Consider the following 19,169-nt stretch of genomic DNA (forward strand, 5'->3'; position numbering starts at 1 on the left):
TTTCGCTCCTCTTTTTTTAGCTCCGTTTCACAATACCGAAGCAGAGTATCTTTAAAATATTGTCAACTCCTTTTTCCAGGTTCGTTGTTCCGTAATCACCAGCGGTAAGCGGCATTTCCAGCCCTTTAATGGCCGTTGTGATCCCAATGGCTGCCAAGGTGAAATCATACACCTCAAAGGTGTTCTTACGCACTCCTTCGATCAAAATCCGTTTAATCATCCGGATTTCTTCCTGGTTATATTTATTCTTGATGTTGTCGATAAACTCGATAGCTGTGACATCATTTTCCAACGCATGGTAGAAATTTGCCAACCCTCTAAAAGTTGTCAGCTTGGTTAGAATATACTCCCGAAGTTTCTCAACCGGATCAGTGTTGCGCATCACCACTTTCTCAAGCTCTCGTTTCAAGATATCAACCTCTTTGATAATCACGGCCTGAAACAAGTCTTCTTTACTGCTAAAATAATAATACAAGGAACTCTTTCCTTTTCGAACCGCATTGGCAATGTCATCCAACGTTGTTTTCTTGTAGCCGTATTTACTAAAAATCTCCTGGGCAATCTTCAGGATTGTTTCCCGGTTGGCGTCCTTTTTATTAACACCATTTTCGAGGTTCATAACCATAACAGGATATTCTAAATTTGTAATGCGTAAAGATAGTTGAAATTTTCGAATATTTTCTACCAAAAATCAACACGACCCTACTTCGGGTTTTTAACCAACTTAAAATCAAGTTGTTTTTTCTCCAAATTTGCCCGCATAATTTCGACCCAAACAGATTCGCCCAGCTGATAAGTCTTCTTACTGTGGTTACCAACCAAACAGTAATTCTTTTCATCGAAGGTGTAAAAATCGTCATCCAGCTCACGCATCGGAACCATTCCTTCACATTTATTTTCGAGCTCAACATACAAGCCCCAGTCGGTAATCCCGGAAATTACGCCAGGAAAGGTTTGTCCGATTTTATCTTTCATAAACTCCACTTGCTTGTACTTGATCGAACTCCGCTCGGCACTGGCTGCCCGGTTTTCCATCTCCGACGAATGCTTACAATAGTCTTCAAACTTGGTCGCGTTAGCTGACCGGCCACCGTCAAGATAGCGCTCCAGAAGGCGATGCACCATCACATCGGGATAGCGGCGGATTGGTGAGGTAAAATGGCTGTAGTACTCAAACCCCAGCCCGTAATGCCCAATATTCCGGGTGGAGTAAGCGGCTTTTGCCATCGAGCGAATAGCGAGCGTCTCGACAACATTCTGCTCACTTTTACCCTTTACCTGGGCCATCAGAGCATTCATTGAGTTGGATATCGTTTTGGACGAGGTCGTCTGAATGCCGTAGCCAAATTTCTTAATAAAGTGGTTAAAGTTATCCAGCTTTTCGGGATCAGGTTTATCGTGAATCCGGTATACAAAGGTCTTAGCGGCTTTCACTTTACCGATATGTTCGGCCACTTTTTTATTGGCCAGCAACATAAACTCTTCAATCAACTTATTACTTTCTTTCGATTCTTTGAAAAACACCGAGAGCGGCTTCCCTTTCTCATCAATTTCAAACTTAACTTCGATCCGGTCAAAGGCCAACGATCCTTCTTTAAAGCGCTTTTGACGCAACTTAACCGCCAGATCCTGCAAGGTCAAAACCTCTTCTTTTAAATCACCCTCGCCGGTTTCAATAATTGCCTGAGCTTCTTCATAAGTAAACCGTCTGTTCGAATGAATAACCGTGCGCCCAAACCATTCTTTCAGCACTTCTCCTTCCCCATTCACTTTAAACACGGCAGAGAAACACAGTTTGTCCTCATTGGGGCGCAACGAACACACTCCGTTCGAAAGCTTTTCAGGCAACATCGGCACTACCCGGTCGACCAGGTAAACGGAGGTCGCGCGGGAATAGGCTTCATCGTCCAAAATGGTATTCGGACGTACATAATGGCTCACATCAGCAATGTGTACCCCAACTTCCCAAAGATCGTCTTTGAGTTTCCGCACCGAAAGCGCATCATCAAAATCTTTCGCATCTTCCGGGTCAATGGTAAAAGTTGTCACATCGCGCATATCGCGCCGTTTTTCTATCTCCTCTTCCGGGATCTCCAGGGAAATTTTTTCTGCAGCTTTCAACACATTCTCAGGGAAACGAATTGGTAAGTCAAATTCGGCGAGAATGGCATGCATTTCTGTTTCATTTTCACCGGCATTTCCGAGCACCTCAATAACTTCACCAAACGGATTTTTAGCTCTTGTCGGCCACTCCGTTATTCGAGCGACGGCTTTTTGCCCGCCAACAGCACCTTTCAGTTTATCATTCGGAATAAACAGGTCGAAACCAACTTTTCCAACAGGTATGAGAAAAGCGAAATTTCGGGAACGCTCAATAGTCCCAACGAAAGTCGTTTTTGCCCGTTCTATAATCTCAATTACTTCGCCCTCCAATTGATGTTTCTTCCTTCGGGCGTACATGGTAACACGTACTTTATCGCCCTCCATGGCATGATTTAGGTTACGTTGTGAAACCATCACCGGTTGATCAATCTCTTCCGAGATAATGAGGCCGAATCCTTGAGGTTGCAACTCAACTTTTCCGCAAATCTGTCCACCTCCCGACTTCACTTTATATTTTCCGCGAAAAACCTGTTCAATGGTATTATCTTCCGAAAGCTCATCCAAAACAACACTAACCAAGCGTCTAACCTCAGGGTCTCTCACCCCTAACTCTGCCGCAAGCTGCTTGTAATTAAATGATTTTTGAGGATTATCGTAGAATACCGTTAATATCGCGTTTTTAAGATTTTTTTTATTGAAAGTTGAAGATTTTGACCGATTCTTCGTTTTCTTTTTCTTCATGGTGAGAACTTAAATATTTGCGAATGAAGTTAAAACTATTTATAAGGATATAAAAAAAGCGGATCGCAAATATTTGCGATCCACTCAAAAATTCTTCAATATGTAACAGCTTGTTCCCTGATCTTTATCAAGTGATTAAACAAACAGTCAATTATTTCTTAGGATAAACAGCTTGAATCGGGAATATATCCAGCTTATCGACATACAATTCCCCTCCGGTGTTGTACAAAATGTAATCGCTGGCATCCGGACCGGGTAAAAACTCTCCTGATATAACGGCTTTACCGTCATTCCCGAAGACCTCTATCGAAGAACGGTCAACCAGAACATCCAATTTTATTTTACCGTCTTCCGGGTCCAGGGGAGCAGATTTCCCCAAGCAAGACAACAAGTTGCGAGTAGCATCGTAACGAATTTCTGTGCCATCACTCCCTTTGCCCGACCGAATGACAAAACCGAAGCTGCTGACCGTTTTTAACTCGAAAGTACCAACCAAATGAAAACAATCCCCTTTAATGCGCTTAATTGGGTTTTTATCCAATCCGGGAATAATATTCTTTTTGCTCAAGGAGATTGGTTTATCCTGCAAGCGGTGAATCTCTTTTACCGGTTCCTTTACCAGACGCATACCCTCGGTGTATTTGCGAATTCCCAACTCTGCCGGGAAAGACAGTTTTCCGGCAAAAGGCATCCCTTCTATTTCTTTATTCGAGATTGAAGCGATCTGGATAATCCGCGTTTCTCCGTCCTCTCCGGGAACCTGCCAGGTAGCCGGTTCGGCATATGTTCCATATTCAGTTTTCATCAAACTGGTTAAAGCGGTAAAACTTTTCCCGTCGAAATCGCCAATAACATACGCACCGACGGAATCAGTCAATACCCATTGCATTTCGTCAGGCCGGTTGTTTACCGGCAACTCAAACAAATCGGGCCGTCCTTTTGGGCCTACAATGTGACTCTGGTAATCCCAATCGATCAAATTATCCGAAGTGTAAAAGGAGAATCCTTCTCCGATATCCGAGTCCTCCGGATTACGCGCCAAAACCATCACATAGCTTTCTGTCGGCTCATACCAAAATACTTTTGGACTGCGGGCATTCTCTATTTTATTGTATGGAATTAATGGGTTTTTCGCATATTTTGTCCATTTTGTTCCACCATCTGTGCTATAGGCCATTCGAACACCACATTCGAAACTGGAGTAGAACAACACCAAGGTTTCTGTGTCTCCATCCTTCTCGCCCAGTACATTCTGCTGATCAACCAAAGCGCTACCGCATCGAATCGTACAACGGTACAGGTCGCGCGTATTCTCATCGGGTTCCAAGGCTAAAGGCTTGACTTCCCAGTGCAACAGATCGCTGCTGACAGCATGTCCCAGATTCAAATAAACCGGCGTATTTCCAACCGGACTGTACTCGTAAAACAGGTGATATAAACTATCAGCATAAACAGTTGCTGACGGGCTTCCAACGAAATTTTCCGGAGCTGTAAAGTGAAACTGAGGCCGATACACTTGTGTGAAATCCGGCGCAGCCTCCTGACCAAATGAAAAAACAGTTACTAAACTTAAGAGGAAAATAGAACAAAGGGATTTTATCATGGTTGATTTTTCTGTTTGCTAAGCAAAATAAGTAAAAATCGCTATATAAATTATAAATTGGTCAACGCAATTCAACAGAAACAGATGAAGTTATTACTCTCGTGCATATTCGGGCTCATTCTTTCTGTCTCGGTAAACGGGCAGAAGAAAAGTCGATCGCCAAAGATTCATATCCATACGCCGGTATGCTATGCTTCCGATGAAGTGCACAAGGTCTTTGTTCCTGCTCCAGCCAAGAGTAAGCTTAAATCGGCTCAATTAACGAACGCGACAATTAACGTCACCTATGTCGGTTTTTCAACCGAAGCGAAAGACGCTTTTGCTTATGCAGTCAGCATTTGGGAAGGTCTGATTGCGTCACCTGTTACCATTAACATGCTGGCCCGCTGGACACCATTGGAAACAAGTGTTTTGGGAAGTTGTTCTCCCACTGACTACCTGGAGAATTTTGATGGCGCTCCTTTTCAGGACTACTATTACCCCATTCCTTTGGCCGAAAAATTAGCCGGCAAAGAACTCAATCTCTCCACCGAATTTGACATCACCGCCCAATTTAACAGCATTAATGACAACTGGTATTTTGGAACTGACGGAAATACGCCGACTGACAAATATGATTTCGTATCGGTTGTCCTTCACGAAATCACCCACGGACTGGGATTTACGGGCCTCTGCTACGAAACCACAGCAGGTTTGGGAGCCTATGGCTGGATAAGCGATCACCCGGGAATTTTTGATGATTACATGGTCAACCTGCAAGGGGCAAAATTGGTTGACCAAACGTTATTCCCCAATTATTCAGCCGAACTTTTGGATGAATTTGAATCCGGATACATCGAGTTTCACAGCGAATGGGCAAAATCACAGCTTAACGATACCTATCCCAAACTCTACGCTCCGGTGACCTACGACGAAGGTTCGAGCCTCTATCATTTAAACGAAAACACCTATTTTCCCGGCAATGAAAACTCGTTGATGACGCCGAACATCGGCCGTGGAGAAGCGATCCACGATCCGGGGAAAGCAACCTTGGCTATGTTTAGCGAGATGGGCTGGGTTTATACCAGTATTCAGCATAACGAACTGGCCGACACCGAAGATACTGCCAGTCCGCTGCAAGTCGACGCACGGGTAGTGAGCGATAAGGGCCTCGACAGCACCAGTGTGAAACTAATCTACACAGACGCCGATTTTTCAGTTGCTGACACGGTCTCCATGAATTGGGAAGAATCAACCGATTTCTTTTCGGCACAAATTCCTGTTTCCGGGGAAGCAGAAATTAAGTACTACATCGCCGCAAATGACGAGGACGGAAGAACTTACCGTCTCCCCGCATTGGCTCCTCTTGCGTATTTCAATGTGCTGATTGGCGTTGACCAAACCCCGCCAGGCTTATCACACGAACCGGTTAAGATTTTAATGGAAAATGACCCGCTTCTGACCATCCATGCACTAGCTACAGATAATATCGGGCTAGCCGGAGTTCAAATCGAGTATGCTGCAAACAACCAGCCCTTCCAATCGTCTCCACTGACCGAATCGAACGGAGAATATTCAACGGCAATCAGCTTTGAAGGGCTGACCGACGGCGATTCGATCCGTTACCGACTGATTGCAACCGATTCATCATCGCAGTCCCTGACCGACACGCTGCCGGCCAAAGGCTATTTCGTTGTGTCGGTTGAAGGGTTTTACGATCCGGTTTCAACATACGCCAATAATTTCAACACGTCGGACCGCGATTTTATAAGCACCGACTTTTATACCGCCACCCCCGAAGGATTTGATAATGGCAACCTCAACAGTTCCCATCCCTACTCCAGCCCCGGGCAGAATGATGCTTCCTACGATTTTACGACCATCCTGAAACACCCGATTGTACTGGAAGAAAACGGTGAAATGTCGTTCAACGAAGTCGTTTTGGTTGAACCGGGTGAAACAGGTTCTGTTTACGGTGATGAAGGTTTCTATGACTACGTAATTGCAGAAGCCTCGCTCGACGGCGCAACCAACTGGCTGCCGCTCCTTGATGGTTATGATTCCAGCGCGAACACCTCGTGGCTAACGCGATATAATTCTGCCATTGAGGGCGACAACTCGACCGCAACCGGCGACAAAGCGTTGTACATTTCCAGAACGATTTCGTTAACACAGAATGGCAATTTCAGCGCCGGACAAACAGTTTATATTCGCTTCCGCCTGTTCTCCGACCCCTTCGCAAACGGCTGGGGATGGGCCATCGACGACCTGCTGATCCAGGATCCCGGAACCGCTGTGGCGACGATCAAAATCTCCCCCGGCGAAGTCATTTTCTTCCCCAACCCCGTGAAAAACCAACTCACGATCCAGGGAAACCTGCAACAAGTGCCCGGCACCATCCTGTTGAGCCTCTTCAGCAATACGGGGCAAAAGCTCATTCAGCGCCAAATAGACGGCAGCACAAGAAGTTTCAACGCCGAAATCGACCTCTCCTCCTTCCGGTCCGGCATTTACCTGGTGAACCTTCAATTTGAAAGCGGCCAGCTAATTTCCCGAAAAATCATCCACGATTAGTCCCTGACAATCATTTTATCTCGTTTCTTTTTCGGCCTGTAGAGATTTGACGGAATGGTCGAAAAACACGACTGAAACACTGCTAGAGACGACCGAAACATTGAAAAAGATGCTAAAGACATTGAAAAAGACGACAGCCGGCTCGAAAGACAGGATGAGAATACAGGAAAAGTTGCCGGCAACATGGCTAAATGCGACGAACTTCTTACCAGCAACGACGGCCGCAGCAAAAAAGCCGCTGGTAAGCCTGCCAAAGACGACAGGAGATTTACCGGAGAAGACAGGGACAGGGCGAAGCCCGACGAAATACCAACCAGAAACCACGAAGGAGCCAAAAGCTGCAAAGCTCGACCCAAAAGGTAGTATCGCCGGTACCCCCGGGCCTTTTCCGGACTCCGTAGATTTGAGGAAATAGTTGAAAAAACGCTCCTTTGTTTAAAAATTAGAAACAAAAACGCTCATAAATTTTGATTTTAAAATAAATCTCTATCTTTGTCAGCAAATTAGACACAAACAGATGCTTTTAGCTAATACATTTTATTACTGGTTTTATTATTTCACTTCAAACAACGGGGTCGAACAGTAATTGTATTGTCATAAAGCAGAGAATAAAAATACTAGAAGGTCCCGAGTTAACTCGGGACTTTTTTTTTGAAATAAACTATCATGAATGTAAGCATTGTAGGACTTGGATTAATCGGAGGATCGGTTGCCCGCGACTTGCGGAAGACGCATTTCGCGACGCACCTTATTGGCGTTGATGCCAACGAAGCACATGCCAAAGAGGCCTTGCAAATACAGCTGGTCGATGAGATTCTTCCCTTGACTGAAGCAACCTCAAAAGCCGATCTGGTTATTATCGCCATTCCGGTTAACAGAATTCGCGAGATTCTACCTCAAGTGCTGGACCAAATTCAGCCCGGAACAACAGTCACCGATTTAGGATCGACCAAACAGCGCATTGTCGATGTGGTTGAAAATCATCCGAAACGCCGGAACTACATCGCAGCACACCCAATGTCGGGAACTGAAAACTCAGGTCCTTCAGCTGCGCTCGAAGGTCTGTTCGAAGGTAAAATCGCTATTATCTGCGACCAGGAAAAAAGCGGTCCTCAGCACCTGGCACTGGTCGAAAAAATGTTTCAAACCCTGGGTATGAACATTGCCTACATGTCGGCCGACGAACAAGACCACAGTACCGCTTACATTTCACACCTTCCCCACGTTGTCGCTTACGCGTTGGCCAATGCGGCCATGGCCAAAGAAAACCGCCACATCATTTTCGATCTGGCAAGTGGAGGTTTCAACTCAACTGTCCGCCTGGCAAAGAGTACTCCGTCCATGTGGGGACCAATTTTTCAGGATAATAAAAAGTATATCATTGAGTCGCTCGATACGTATATAAAGCATCTGAAAGAATTTAAGGAGAGCATTCAAAAGGACGAGAAACAGATGTACCAACTGATGGAAAACGCCACCAAAATCCGGGAGGTACTGGGTGGAGCCAATCCATCACTAATTAAGAACGAAGAAAAAATTATTAAACTTTATACCAAGTAAGATGGGAGTAGAAATTGACATTAAACCAATTAAAGAGTGGTTACCTAAGCTGAACAACCCTCTATTGATTGCAGGCCCTTGCAGCCTCGAAACTGAAGAACAAGCCATGGACACAGCTCGTCAGCTGGCCAAAGATCCACGTGTATTTGTTTACCGTGGTGGTGTATGGAAACCTCGTACTCGCCCGGGAAGCTTTGAAGGAATTGGCTCCATCGGTTTGGAATGGTTAAAACAGGTAAAACAGGAAACCGGCTTGCTGGTTGGTACCGAAGTGGCCAACGCGCAACACACCGAAGAAGCATTGAAAGCGGGATTGGACGTGCTTTGGATTGGTGCCCGTTCTACAGCCAGTCCGTTTGTTGTACAGGAAATTGCTGACGTGTTGAAAGGTACTGATGCCGTTGTGATGGTAAAGAATCCGGTAAACCCCGATACACAATTATGGATGGGTGCGATTGAGCGATTGTCGAAATCAGGTATCACCAAATTGGTTGGTATCCACCGCGGGTTCACACCTTTCCGCGAAACAAAATACCGCAACTACCCCAACTGGCAATCCTTCATCGAGCTGCGCCGCCTGATGCCGAACCTACCTGTTATTTGCGACCCGAGCCACATTGCCGGAAAACGTGAATACCTGCAGGAGGTTTCACAAAAAGCCTTCGACATGGGCATGGACGGGTTGATGATTGAATCGCACCGCGATCCGTCGTGTGCGCTGAGTGACGCAGCACAACAACTCACACCAACCGATCTGTTCAAATTACTGGATAAGTTGGTAATCCGTAACGAGAAAGTGGACAACAAACAGTTTGAAGATCAACTGGAGATGTTGCGGAACCGGATCGACTCGCTGGATACGGAACTGCTGGAAATCTTATCATCGCGCATGGAAGTTGTTCGCCAGATTGGCCAGTATAAGAGAGACAACAACGTAACCGCCTTGCAAATGAGCCGTTGGACTGAGTTGATGAACAAACGAATCGCTGCCGGTGAAAACATGAATTTAAACCGCACGTTTGTACAAATTCTTTTCCAACTAATTCACGAAGATTCGGTTCGGATGCAGACTGAAATTATGGATGCTGAATAAGCAAAATAAGAAATAAACAACAAGGAAGGACTGCCGAATGGTGGTCCTTTTTTTGTGATCAGGAAAGGAGCGACTTTAGCTTTTCAAGCGATTTTAGCATGCCTTTCTCAACAACCTGAAAGTCTTTCTCTTCTTTGGCAGCGAAGATAAACATCACCCCCAACTGCTCCCCTTTTTCATTCAAAAGACTTGCCAACTCTCCCTTATTCAACCGGTAAGTTTCACGCATCAACCGTTTCAGGTAATTGCGTTTTACAGCCCTCTTAAAGTTTCGCTTTGAAACCGAAAAAGCAGCTTTCACCGGGGTTTCATCGTCAAACTTAAGTTTCCGATAAACCACTTTAAGCGGAAAAATAAAAAACGATTCTCCTTCAGCAAAAAGTTCACCGATAGATTTCCGACTACGAAGCCGGTCGTTTTTTGATAGGCTGAATTCGCTCATTTAGAAGAACTAAAGTACAATAAAAAAGGGGAATCAAATTCCCCTTTCATTCCTACTGTATCAATAATGAATGACTACTTCACTTTGTTGTGTTCCTTGATAAATTGCTCCAAAGCCATCGTCATTGACGGAGCTTTTGAAGTTGGAGCTTCAATATCCAAACGTAAACCTGCATCGCGCACTGCATTTGCTGTGGTTGGGCCGAAACAGGCAATTTTTGTGTTGTTTTGTTCGAAATCCGGGAAATTCTGTTTTAATGATTTAATACCTGAAGGACTAAAAAATACCAGAATGTCGTAGTTCACATCTTTCAAATCAGATAAATCGCTGCTCACGGTACGGTAAAGAATGGCTTTTGTATACTTGTAACCACCTTTATCAAGTAACTGTGGGATTTCTTGTTTGTGAATGTGAGAGAGAGGAACAAGGTAATTATCATCCTTGTGCTTCTTCATCAGTTCCACCAAATCTGAGAAAATACCGCTTCCATAAAAGATTTTTCTTTTACGGTAAACAATGTATTTCTGCAAATAGAAAGCTGTCGCTTCCGAAATACAAAAATATTTCATGGTATCAGGAACGGTAACCCGTAAATCCTGGCAAATTCTGAAGAAGTGATCAATTGCAGTACGGCTGGTAAAAATAACTGCCGTGTGATCCAAAATCTGGATCCTTGTCTGCCTGAATTCTTTAGACGAAACACCTTCTACCTGAATAAAAGGTCTAAAGTCAACCTGTAAACTCATCTTTTCCGCTAAATCGAAATAAGGAGATTTTGCAGTTTCAGGCTTTGGTTGCGAAACTAAAATTTTCTTGATTTTCAAGATATCTTACTTTTAAAAAATTTATATACCAACTTATACCAACACCAATTTGTAGATAAAGAATAATGGTAAAATTTCAAGGGTACAAAGGTACAAAATCAAATAAAATAAAGGAAAATCTTTCCTCACTAAAATTTTCATACCCCGAAATACCAATAAAATATAACATACCAGAGCTATTCCAACACCCAAACCGATAACAATTTGCGGGTTTTGAAGCCTCGAAAATGCCAGAATAAGCGTAATAGGAATCAGACCTAGTCCTAAAATACGGTTATAAAGATTCATGTTATAAAGAATCTCCTGGGTCTCCGAGTTGGCTTCACTGACCCTCCCCTGAACAGAATATAAAAATTGTTTGCCCGTCATATAAAGCACGGTTCCGGAAAACAACAGCAAGTATTTCAGCAAATTATGCTCAACAACAAAATCTATTTTTGAGCCAAAAATCTGATACAAAAACAAACTGGCGGTCAGAAAAAAGATCAGGTCCAAGCGAAAGGCGGCATGCGTCACACTAATCGACCGCTCCCGAAACAAACGCGATGCCGTTGCATAATTCACAGCGGCGTGAAACAACTGCACCAGGTACTTCCCAAAAAACAAACGAACGGTCGCAAAAAGTGCAAAAACCACGATCAACACGCCCACCATCCAATCAGCCTTCCGGTCTATCATTTTTCGTTCCGGCAAAACCAAACCTGGAGGAACTGTGGTCGTTGTTAATTGTACCTGAATTGAATCAACCGGGTGAAGCATTTCAATCGGCTTCATCTCAGAAGGACGTATACGATAAGTTTTGGACGGCAATAAAACAGCTTGTTTCACTTTGATGGCTGCTGTATCTGCCTTCTTCGTTGAATCAGACACCACCGGTTTCACTGACAGCAAAGACGATTCATCCTGACTATTCAGGGTAGAATCTGCTTGCACCAAAGGAGTTGAAATGGTATTTTTCAGACTAACTTCCGGCAGTAAAACTTCTGTCATTCCTTGCTCTGTGTATAATTCTCTGCAAAAATAATGAATTAGTGACGTAAAACAGATCAATGATTAACTTTGTCCTCTATTTATTTTTAAACGCTATGGCTTCAAACGACCTATTTTATTTAGCTCCGTTACAGGGTTTCACCGATTACGTTTACCGGAAGTGCTATCACCAACTATTTGGCGATATCGATACCTATTATATTCCGTACATCAGTTTCGCTTCCGGCCACAAAATCAGAAACAGCCAAATGCGCGATCTGCTTCCGGAAAATAATTCAGGAGTCCCCGTAATCCCGCAAATTCTTTGCTCCGATGAGGTTGAGATGAAACAGCTGGCCAGCCTGGTTAAGGACCATGGTTACCAAAAGTTGAATCTAAACCTGGGATGTCCCTACCCGATGGCTACCAACCGGGGGCGAGGAGCCGCATTGCTTGAAAAGCCAGATGAGCTAAAGCGAATTTTGGACGCCCTTTTTTCCGACTTCGAGTTTGAAGTTTCCCTCAAGTTTCGGGCAGGAATGACCGATGAACAAAGCATCTTTCAACTAATTGAAATATTAAAAGTTTACCCATTCACTCAGCTGATCTTCCATCCACGAACGGCGGATCAACTTTATAAAGCAGAAGCCAACCGATCATTGTTTGCCCCATTTGTTCAGGTAATGAACCGCCCCATTATCTATAATGGTGATATCAATAGTATCGATGATTTGGACGAAATCCGGAAGATGGTCCCCGATCAGAACCAATGGATGATCGGTCGCGGAGTTTTATCCAACCCATTTTTAATTGGTGAATTGAATGGAAAAGAGATCAGCCCGGAAGAAAAAAAACGGCTGAGGCTGGAATTTCATGAACTCATATTTGAAACCTACCAGCAACATTTTTCTGATAAAGGGCAGCTGTTGATGAAAATGAAAGGCTTCTGGTCTTATTTCGCCAATTCTTTTACCAACCCTCATAAAGCATTCAAATCCGTTAAGAAATCTTCTTCTTTGGACAAATTCAAGCAGAATTACCCGGCAATCTTTCAAAATTATGAGTTTTAACACTCATCCATCTTGACTTCCTCCTAAACTATTCTTAACTTTTGCTCAATTAGCAAAACTGTATCAAAACACACCTACATCATTTACAGTCTATTATATCAGATATAGGGAAAATCTATTATCAGTTAGATAATACCGATGACATACATGTATCCATATTTCTGCATATTTAGATATATTTGTCCCAAGAAATTAAAACAGAAAATCAGATATGCAAAAAATCGATCACCTTTTACTTCTAATTGCGCTGGCCTTTCCCCTATTGGCCAGTAGTCAAGTAAAGCAGTCGCTGAGCTTACAGGACGCTCTTCAACTTGCAGAAGAAAATAACCTTTCCGCCAAGAGTGCTGAAGCACGAGAACTGGCAGCCCGGGGTAACTACCGGATGACCAATTCTGTTTTCCTTCCAGGATTATCTGTAAACGCCTCGGGTGTTACAACAAATGATCCGCTGGCCTCTTTCGGTTACAAGCTGAAACAAGAAATTGTCACTCAAGCCGATTTTGATCCCGCTAAACTGAATGACCCGGATCGAATCGAAAACTTCAACACAAGACTGGAAGTTCAGCAGCCTTTGTTGAATCTCGATGGTATTTACGCCCGTAAGGCTGCAAAAAACCAGTACGAAGCGATGAGCCTTCAAACAGAACGAATTAAAACAAATATTCGTTACCAAGTGAAAAAGGCTTATTATATGCTGGAGCTGGCACAAAACGCAGTTGATGTATTACAAACATCAGTTAAAGTGGCCGAAAGCGCCCTAAAGTTAACTCAGGATAGCGAAAGCCAAGGCTTCGTTAAACATGCCGACGTACTGGAGGCAATGGTCCGGTTAGATGAGCGGAAAAATCAACTGAGCGAGGCTCAAAACAACCTGCAATCAGCCAACGAATACCTGTCCCACCTGTTAGGCATGGACTTAAATACAACAATTGAAACAACTGACTCCATGATACTGTCGCCTGCATTAGCTGCCTGGCAAGCTTCTGAAACATCTTTAGAAACCCGCACCGACGTTCTGGCTATTGAAAAGCAGATTCAGGGTGCGGAGAACATGCTGAAATCTGAAAAAATGAAATTCGTCCCTCGGGTCAATGCTTTCGGAAGTTACGAATGGAATGACAGTAAACTTCTTGGAACTGCAGCCAACAATTATATGGTAGGCGCCACGCTAAGCTGGACCCTTTTCGGAGGCTACAAAAACATTGGTAGCGCTCAACACGCCAAAGCACAGCTTCAGGAAGCCCGTTACAATTATGAAGATTACCTGTCTCAAAGCCAAATTCAGTTAAACCGTGCTAAGCGAACCATGGAACTCAAATACCAACAGGTTCAATCGGGGAAACTAGCCAAGGAACAAGCGGCAGAGTCGTATCGCATTCGCAGCGATCGTTTCAAACAGGGATTGGAAAAAACAACCGAGCTGTTGATGGCCGAAGCGCTTTCATCTCAGAAAAATCTTGAATACATCCAGTCTATCTACAATTACCAACAATCCGTTTTTGAATTAGAATTACTCCTTGAAAAAGATATTAACGAATAAAAAGCCATGATAACAATGAAAACACTCTTGAATAAAACCAAGCTTATGCTGCTGGCTGTAACAGCAGTGACTTTCGCCCTTAGCTCATGCGGTAGCAAGGAAAATGAAAAGAAAGCTCCGGAACATACGATTAAAGCGACCATTGCAACGGCACAATTAACCGACTACCCGGTTATCTACAGCTTCTCAGGCAAACTACAAGCTGACAAGCAGTCGAACCTAAGCACACGCATAATGGGCCAAGTGCAGAAAGTGTACGTAAAACCCGGCCAGCAAGTAAAAGCCGGGGACCTGTTAATTCAAATCCGTAACCAGGATATTCTGGCCAAACAAGCACAGGTTGAAGCCAACAAAGTTGAAGCAACAACGGCTTATGAAAGTGCTGAAAAGGATCTGAAACGTTTCGAAGCTCTTTATAAAAGCAACAGTGCGTCTGAAAAAGAAATGGACGACATTCGCTCCCGCTACCAAATGGCAAAAGCCCGGGTAGAAGCTGTCAACCAAATGGACCAGGAAGTTCAGGAATCTTTGCGCTACGCTGCCATACGCGCTCCATATAACGGTGTGATCACCGGTAAATTTGTTCAGGATGGAGATATGGCCAACCCGGGAATGCCTTTATTGAGCATCGAAAGCCCGAACCAATGGAAGGTTTTTGCCCGCATTCCGGAAAACGAAATTGCCCAACTGCAATTAAATGCCCCGGTGAAAGTTCAGTTTTCTTCTGTTCCCGGATTGGAAGTACAAGGTACCATTTCTGAAATAAACCCATCGTCAACCAATACCGGAAGCCAGTTCGAAGCGAAAATCCTGCTGAACACTTCCTCCTCTGAAGCCAAACAATTTTACACCGGCATGTTTGCCACTGTTAATTACGAACAAGGAACACAACCAATGGTTCTCATTCCGCAAAGCAGTTTAGTTACCCGCGGACAGCTGGTTGGCCTTTACACCGTCAGCCAGGCAGGAACATCACTGCTGCGCTGGGTTCGTACCGGCAAATCACACGGTGATTCCATCGAGATCCTTTCCGGATTAACCGATGGCGAAAAATACATCCTTTCAAGCGAAGGAAAATTGGTTGACGGAGCACTGGTAGTAACCCAATAAGCGAAAAAATCATGAAGACAGGATTTGCAGGCGGAATCGCCAAACTATTCATAAATTCAAAGCTGACTCCCCTTTTGATGATTGCCTTTCTGGCAATCGGGATGTACAGCTCATACCTCACACCGAGGGAAGAAGAACCTCAGATTGATGTACCGATTGCCGACATCTTTTTCCGCTATCCCGGCGCCAGCGCCCAGGAAATTGAATCGCGTGTCATGCAGCCACTTGAAAAAGTGGTGGCCAATATTCCGGGAGTTGAATATGTCTATTCAACGTCAATGCCCGGCCAGGCCATGCTGATTGTTCAGTTTTACGTGGGTGAAGATGTGGAACGTTCGTTGGTAAAAATGTACAACGAGATCATGAAACACATGGATCAAATGCCTGCCGGAACTTCCCTGCCATTGGTCAAAACCCGTTCCATCGATGATGTTCCTGTGCTGGGACTGACCCTTTGGAGTGAAAACTACGACGACTACCAGCTGAAACGCATGGCTCAGGAACTGAACAACGAGATTGAACAGGTAACTGATGTTTCCGAAACCAAAGTAATTGGTGGCCGCTCCCGCGAAATCAGGGTAGTGTTGGACAACGAGAAAATGGCAGCTGCTCACGTTGACGCGCTGATGATTGCGCAACAAATTCAACTGGCTAACGGCCAGTTTCAAGCCGGAGCTTTCAACAAAAACGATACAGAATACCTGGTTCAGGCCGGTGAATTCCTGAAAACAACGGAAGATGTCGAAAATCTGGTTGTCAGCGTATACAAAGATCACCCGGTGTACCTGAAACAAGTTGCTGAAATTCTGGACGGCCCCCAAGAGCCCGCACAATATGTAGAATTCGGTTACGCCCACATGGACGAAGCCAAAAAACAATATCCCGGAGAATATCCGGCAGTGACGATCTCAATTGCCAAACGCCGCGGAGCCGATGCGATGCGCGTATCAGACGAGATCCTGCAAAAATTAGATATCCTGAAAAAAGACCTCATTCCAGAGGACGTAAACGTTACGGTGACCCGCAACTATGGCGAAACAGCTTCACACAAAGTGTCGGAACTGTTGATGCACCTGGCAGGCGCGATCATTTCGGTAACCTTTGTGGTGATGCTGGCCATGGGCTGGAGAGGTGGTCTGGTGGTTTTCCTCTCGGTTCCGATCACCTTCGCGCTCACCATGTTCAGTTATTACTTCATGGATTACACCCTGAACCGGATCACGCTGTTTGCACTGGTATTCGTAACCGGGATTGTGGTCGACGACTCGATCATTATTGCCGAGAATATGCACCGGCACTTTAAGATGAAGAAATTACCGTTCATCCAGGCAGCGCTGCGCTCTATCGACGAAGTAGGTAACCCAACGATCCTGGCAACCTTTACCGTAATTGCAGCCGTGCTACCGATGGTTTTCGTTAGCGGATTGATGGGCCCATACATGAGCCCAATGCCAATTGGTGCTTCCATTGCCATGATTTTCTCGCTGCTGGTAGCGCTGACAATCACGCCATACCTCGCCTATCGTTTGTTAAAACATGACGACACAGGTGCAGGCGAGAAGGAATTCCGCATGGAAGATTCCATAATCTACAAGCTTTATTCGAAAACCATCACTCCCATGCTGGAATCGTCCACAAAACGATGGATCTTCATTAGCAGTGTAACTTTTCTGTTGCTTGCATCAATGACACTGGTGTATTTCAAGCAAGTCGCGGTAAAAATGTTACCCTTCGACAATAAAAATGAATTCCAGGTCATTGTAGACATGCCCGAAGGAACAACACTGGAGCGCACTGCTGCGGTTACCAAAGAACTGGCTGCTTACATTGCTACACAAGACAATGTGCTGAATTATCAGAGCTACGTCGGAACGGCTTCACCAATGAATTTTAACGGGTTGGTTCGCCACTACGACCTGCGCCAGGGTTCAAACGTGGCCGACATCCAGGTGAACCTCACCGATAAGGGTGATCGCAAACTGCAAAGTCATGATATTGCCAAGGCACTGCGTCCCGGGCTGCAGGAAATTGCCGGGAAATACCATGCCAATGTGAAGGTCGTGGAAGTTCCACCCGGCCCACCGGTTATGTCGACTTTAGTGGCCGAAGTTTATGGCCCGGACTACGCCACCCAAATGAATATTGCCAAACAGGTTAAAGGCATTTTTGCAGAAACTGCTGATGTGGTTGATATTGACTGGCACATGGAAGACGACCAGGTGGAGTACAAATTCAATGTACTGAAAGAGAAAGCTGCATTGCTGGGACTTTCAACCCAACAAATTACACAAAGCCTGGCAATGGCCCTGGGCGGGAACGAAGTAACCCAGCTGTACCAGGAAAAAGAGTACGAACAAATTGGCATCAAACTACGCCTGGGTGAGGCCGACCGCTCCGGATTAAATGAATTGAAGAACATCAACATCATGAGTAAAACCGGTCAAATGGTTGCCTTGGGCGATGTTGTTGAAATTGAAAAAGGACTGCAGGACAAAAGCATTTACCGTAAAAACCAACGTCGCGTGGTTTACGTAACCGCCGATGTTGCCGGAAAACTGGAAAGCCCGGTTTATGCCATCCTGAATATGTCGGAACACCTGGATCGAATCAAATTGCCGGAGGGATATTCCCTGGCGGAAGAATACACCCAACAGCCGTTCACGCAAGATAACTACAGCCTGAAATGGGACGGCGAGTGGCAAATTACCTACGAAGTTTTCCGCGATCTTGGAACAGCGTTCGCCGTGGTACTGCTGGTCATCTACTTGCTGATCATCGGTTGGTTCCAGAATTTCAAAGTGCCGTTTGTCATGATGATCTCCATCCCCCTGTCGCTGGTCGGCATCCTCATCGGTCACTGGATCATGGGCGCATTCTTCACTGCAACATCCATGATCGGGTTGATTGCGCTCGCGGGGATTATGGTTCGAAACGCCATCCTGCTCATCGACTTCATCAACCTGAGACTGGCCGACGGAATTCCCCTGAAGGAAGCTGTGATTGAAGCCGGAGCCGTGCGGACAACACCAATCCTGCTCACAGCCGGAACCGTGGTTATTGGTGCCGTAGTCATCCTGTTCGACCCCATTTTCCAAGGTCTGGCGATCTCGCTCATGGGTGGTAGTATCGCCTCAACATTCCTGACGCTGATCATCGTACCGCTGATTTACTACATGACAGAGAAAAAGAAATACCCGGTTAACGAAAATAAAACTGACAAAACTGAAGAACTATGATGAAATTTGTAATCATTCAATGTGTAAAAGCTTATCGCGATGAGCTGGAGCAGATCTTTAAGTCAATCCATGTTAATGCCTACAGTGAGATGGATGTTGAAGGGTTCATGAAAAACGCCGATGGAACCTCCGACTATTCAAACTGGTTTGGATCGACTAAAAATCCGTACAATTACATGGTTTCCTTTAGCTTTTTGGCGACCGACAAAGCCGATGACCTGCTAAAGCGTGTCGACGATTTCAACAACAGTATCCAGGGCATGAGCCCGATCAATGCTTATATCGTTGGAGTCGAGAAATTTGTCTAAGCAATAATTAAATA

Annotated in this window: 15 protein-coding genes; 9 read left to right on the forward strand and 6 right to left on the reverse strand. The window is 44.8% G+C overall.

The genetic code is table 11. The features are described from left to right. Nucleotides 1–16: 16 nt before the first annotated feature. The 3 genes from GJV22_RS14405 to GJV22_RS14415 all read right to left on the reverse strand — a co-directional run bounded on the left by GJV22_RS14405 (nucleotide 17) and on the right by GJV22_RS14415 (nucleotide 4,447). Entirely contained in the window at nucleotides 17–625 is a 609-nt protein-coding gene (locus GJV22_RS14405; protein ID WP_163715154.1) for a TetR/AcrR family transcriptional regulator, read from the reverse strand. 77 nt (nucleotides 626–702) lie between these two features. Then, nucleotides 703–2,844, reverse strand: a complete 2,142-nt coding sequence (gene rnr, locus GJV22_RS14410; protein WP_163715157.1) for a ribonuclease R — start codon at nucleotides 2,842–2,844, stop codon at nucleotides 703–705. Between the two features lie 151 nt (nucleotides 2,845–2,995). Further along, nucleotides 2,996–4,447, reverse strand: a complete 1,452-nt coding sequence (locus GJV22_RS14415; RefSeq protein ID WP_163715160.1) for a glycoside hydrolase family 32 protein — start codon at nucleotides 4,445–4,447, stop codon at nucleotides 2,996–2,998. An 84-nt stretch (nucleotides 4,448–4,531) separates the two neighbouring features. On the opposite strand from GJV22_RS14415, the gene GJV22_RS14420 reads away from it, so the two are divergent. From GJV22_RS14420 to GJV22_RS14435, 4 genes are all read left to right on the forward strand, one after another. Continuing rightward, nucleotides 4,532–7,000, forward strand: a complete 2,469-nt coding sequence (locus GJV22_RS14420; RefSeq protein WP_163715162.1) for a T9SS type A sorting domain-containing protein — start codon at nucleotides 4,532–4,534, stop codon at nucleotides 6,998–7,000. 109 nt (nucleotides 7,001–7,109) lie between these two features. Next, nucleotides 7,110–7,415 carry a hypothetical protein gene (locus GJV22_RS14425; protein ID WP_163715165.1) on the forward strand — a complete coding sequence of 102 codons (306 nt, stop codon included), beginning with the start codon at nucleotides 7,110–7,112 and terminating at the stop codon, nucleotides 7,413–7,415. A gap of 251 nt (nucleotides 7,416–7,666) precedes the next feature. After that, on the forward strand, nucleotides 7,667–8,560 hold the full coding sequence (locus tag GJV22_RS14430; RefSeq protein ID WP_163715168.1) for a prephenate dehydrogenase: 894 nt from the start codon (nucleotides 7,667–7,669) through the stop codon (nucleotides 8,558–8,560). Between the two features lies 1 nt (nucleotide 8,561). After that, complete coding sequence (locus tag GJV22_RS14435; protein WP_163715172.1) at nucleotides 8,562–9,653, forward strand: chorismate mutase; 1,092 nt, start codon at nucleotides 8,562–8,564, stop codon at nucleotides 9,651–9,653. Between the two features lie 58 nt (nucleotides 9,654–9,711). On the opposite strand, the gene rnpA is transcribed toward GJV22_RS14435, so the two are convergent. The 3 genes from rnpA to GJV22_RS14450 form a co-directional block, all read right to left on the reverse strand. Beyond that, nucleotides 9,712–10,095, reverse strand: a complete 384-nt coding sequence (rnpA, locus tag GJV22_RS14440; protein ID WP_163715175.1) for a ribonuclease P protein component — start codon at nucleotides 10,093–10,095, stop codon at nucleotides 9,712–9,714. 74 nt (nucleotides 10,096–10,169) lie between these two features. Next, nucleotides 10,170–10,919: a uroporphyrinogen-III synthase gene (locus GJV22_RS14445; RefSeq protein ID WP_163715178.1), complete on the reverse strand. Its 750-nt coding sequence runs from the start codon at nucleotides 10,917–10,919 to the stop codon at nucleotides 10,170–10,172. 33 nt (nucleotides 10,920–10,952) lie between these two features. After that, complete coding sequence (locus GJV22_RS14450; protein ID WP_163715181.1) at nucleotides 10,953–11,909, reverse strand: DUF4271 domain-containing protein; 957 nt, start codon at nucleotides 11,907–11,909, stop codon at nucleotides 10,953–10,955. A gap of 59 nt (nucleotides 11,910–11,968) precedes the next feature. On the opposite strand from GJV22_RS14450, the gene GJV22_RS14455 reads away from it, so the two are divergent. The 5 genes from GJV22_RS14455 to GJV22_RS14475 all read left to right on the forward strand — a co-directional run bounded on the left by GJV22_RS14455 (nucleotide 11,969) and on the right by GJV22_RS14475 (nucleotide 19,155). Beyond that, nucleotides 11,969–12,958: a tRNA dihydrouridine synthase gene (locus tag GJV22_RS14455; protein WP_163715184.1), complete on the forward strand. Its 990-nt coding sequence runs from the start codon at nucleotides 11,969–11,971 to the stop codon at nucleotides 12,956–12,958. Nucleotides 12,959–13,169: 211 nt separating this feature from the next. Continuing rightward, complete coding sequence (locus tag GJV22_RS14460; RefSeq protein ID WP_163715187.1) at nucleotides 13,170–14,501, forward strand: TolC family protein; 1,332 nt, start codon at nucleotides 13,170–13,172, stop codon at nucleotides 14,499–14,501. A gap of 15 nt (nucleotides 14,502–14,516) precedes the next feature. After that, a complete protein-coding gene (locus GJV22_RS14465; protein WP_163715190.1) occupies nucleotides 14,517–15,611 on the forward strand; it encodes an efflux RND transporter periplasmic adaptor subunit in 1,095 nt (364 codons plus the stop codon). 11 nt (nucleotides 15,612–15,622) lie between these two features. Beyond that, complete coding sequence (locus GJV22_RS14470; protein ID WP_163715193.1) at nucleotides 15,623–18,847, forward strand: efflux RND transporter permease subunit; 3,225 nt, start codon at nucleotides 15,623–15,625, stop codon at nucleotides 18,845–18,847. Continuing rightward, the gene (locus tag GJV22_RS14475) at nucleotides 18,844–19,155 is read left to right on the forward strand and encodes a hypothetical protein (protein ID WP_163715196.1); all 312 of its coding nucleotides are present in this window, start codon (nucleotides 18,844–18,846) and stop codon (nucleotides 19,153–19,155) included. The genes GJV22_RS14470 and GJV22_RS14475 overlap by 4 nt, the downstream gene beginning before the upstream one ends. Nucleotides 19,156–19,169 lie beyond the last annotated feature (14 nt).

The organism is Mangrovibacterium lignilyticum (assembly GCF_010882175.1).
Taxonomy (GTDB): Bacteria; Bacteroidota; Bacteroidia; order Bacteroidales; family Prolixibacteraceae; genus Mangrovibacterium; species Mangrovibacterium lignilyticum.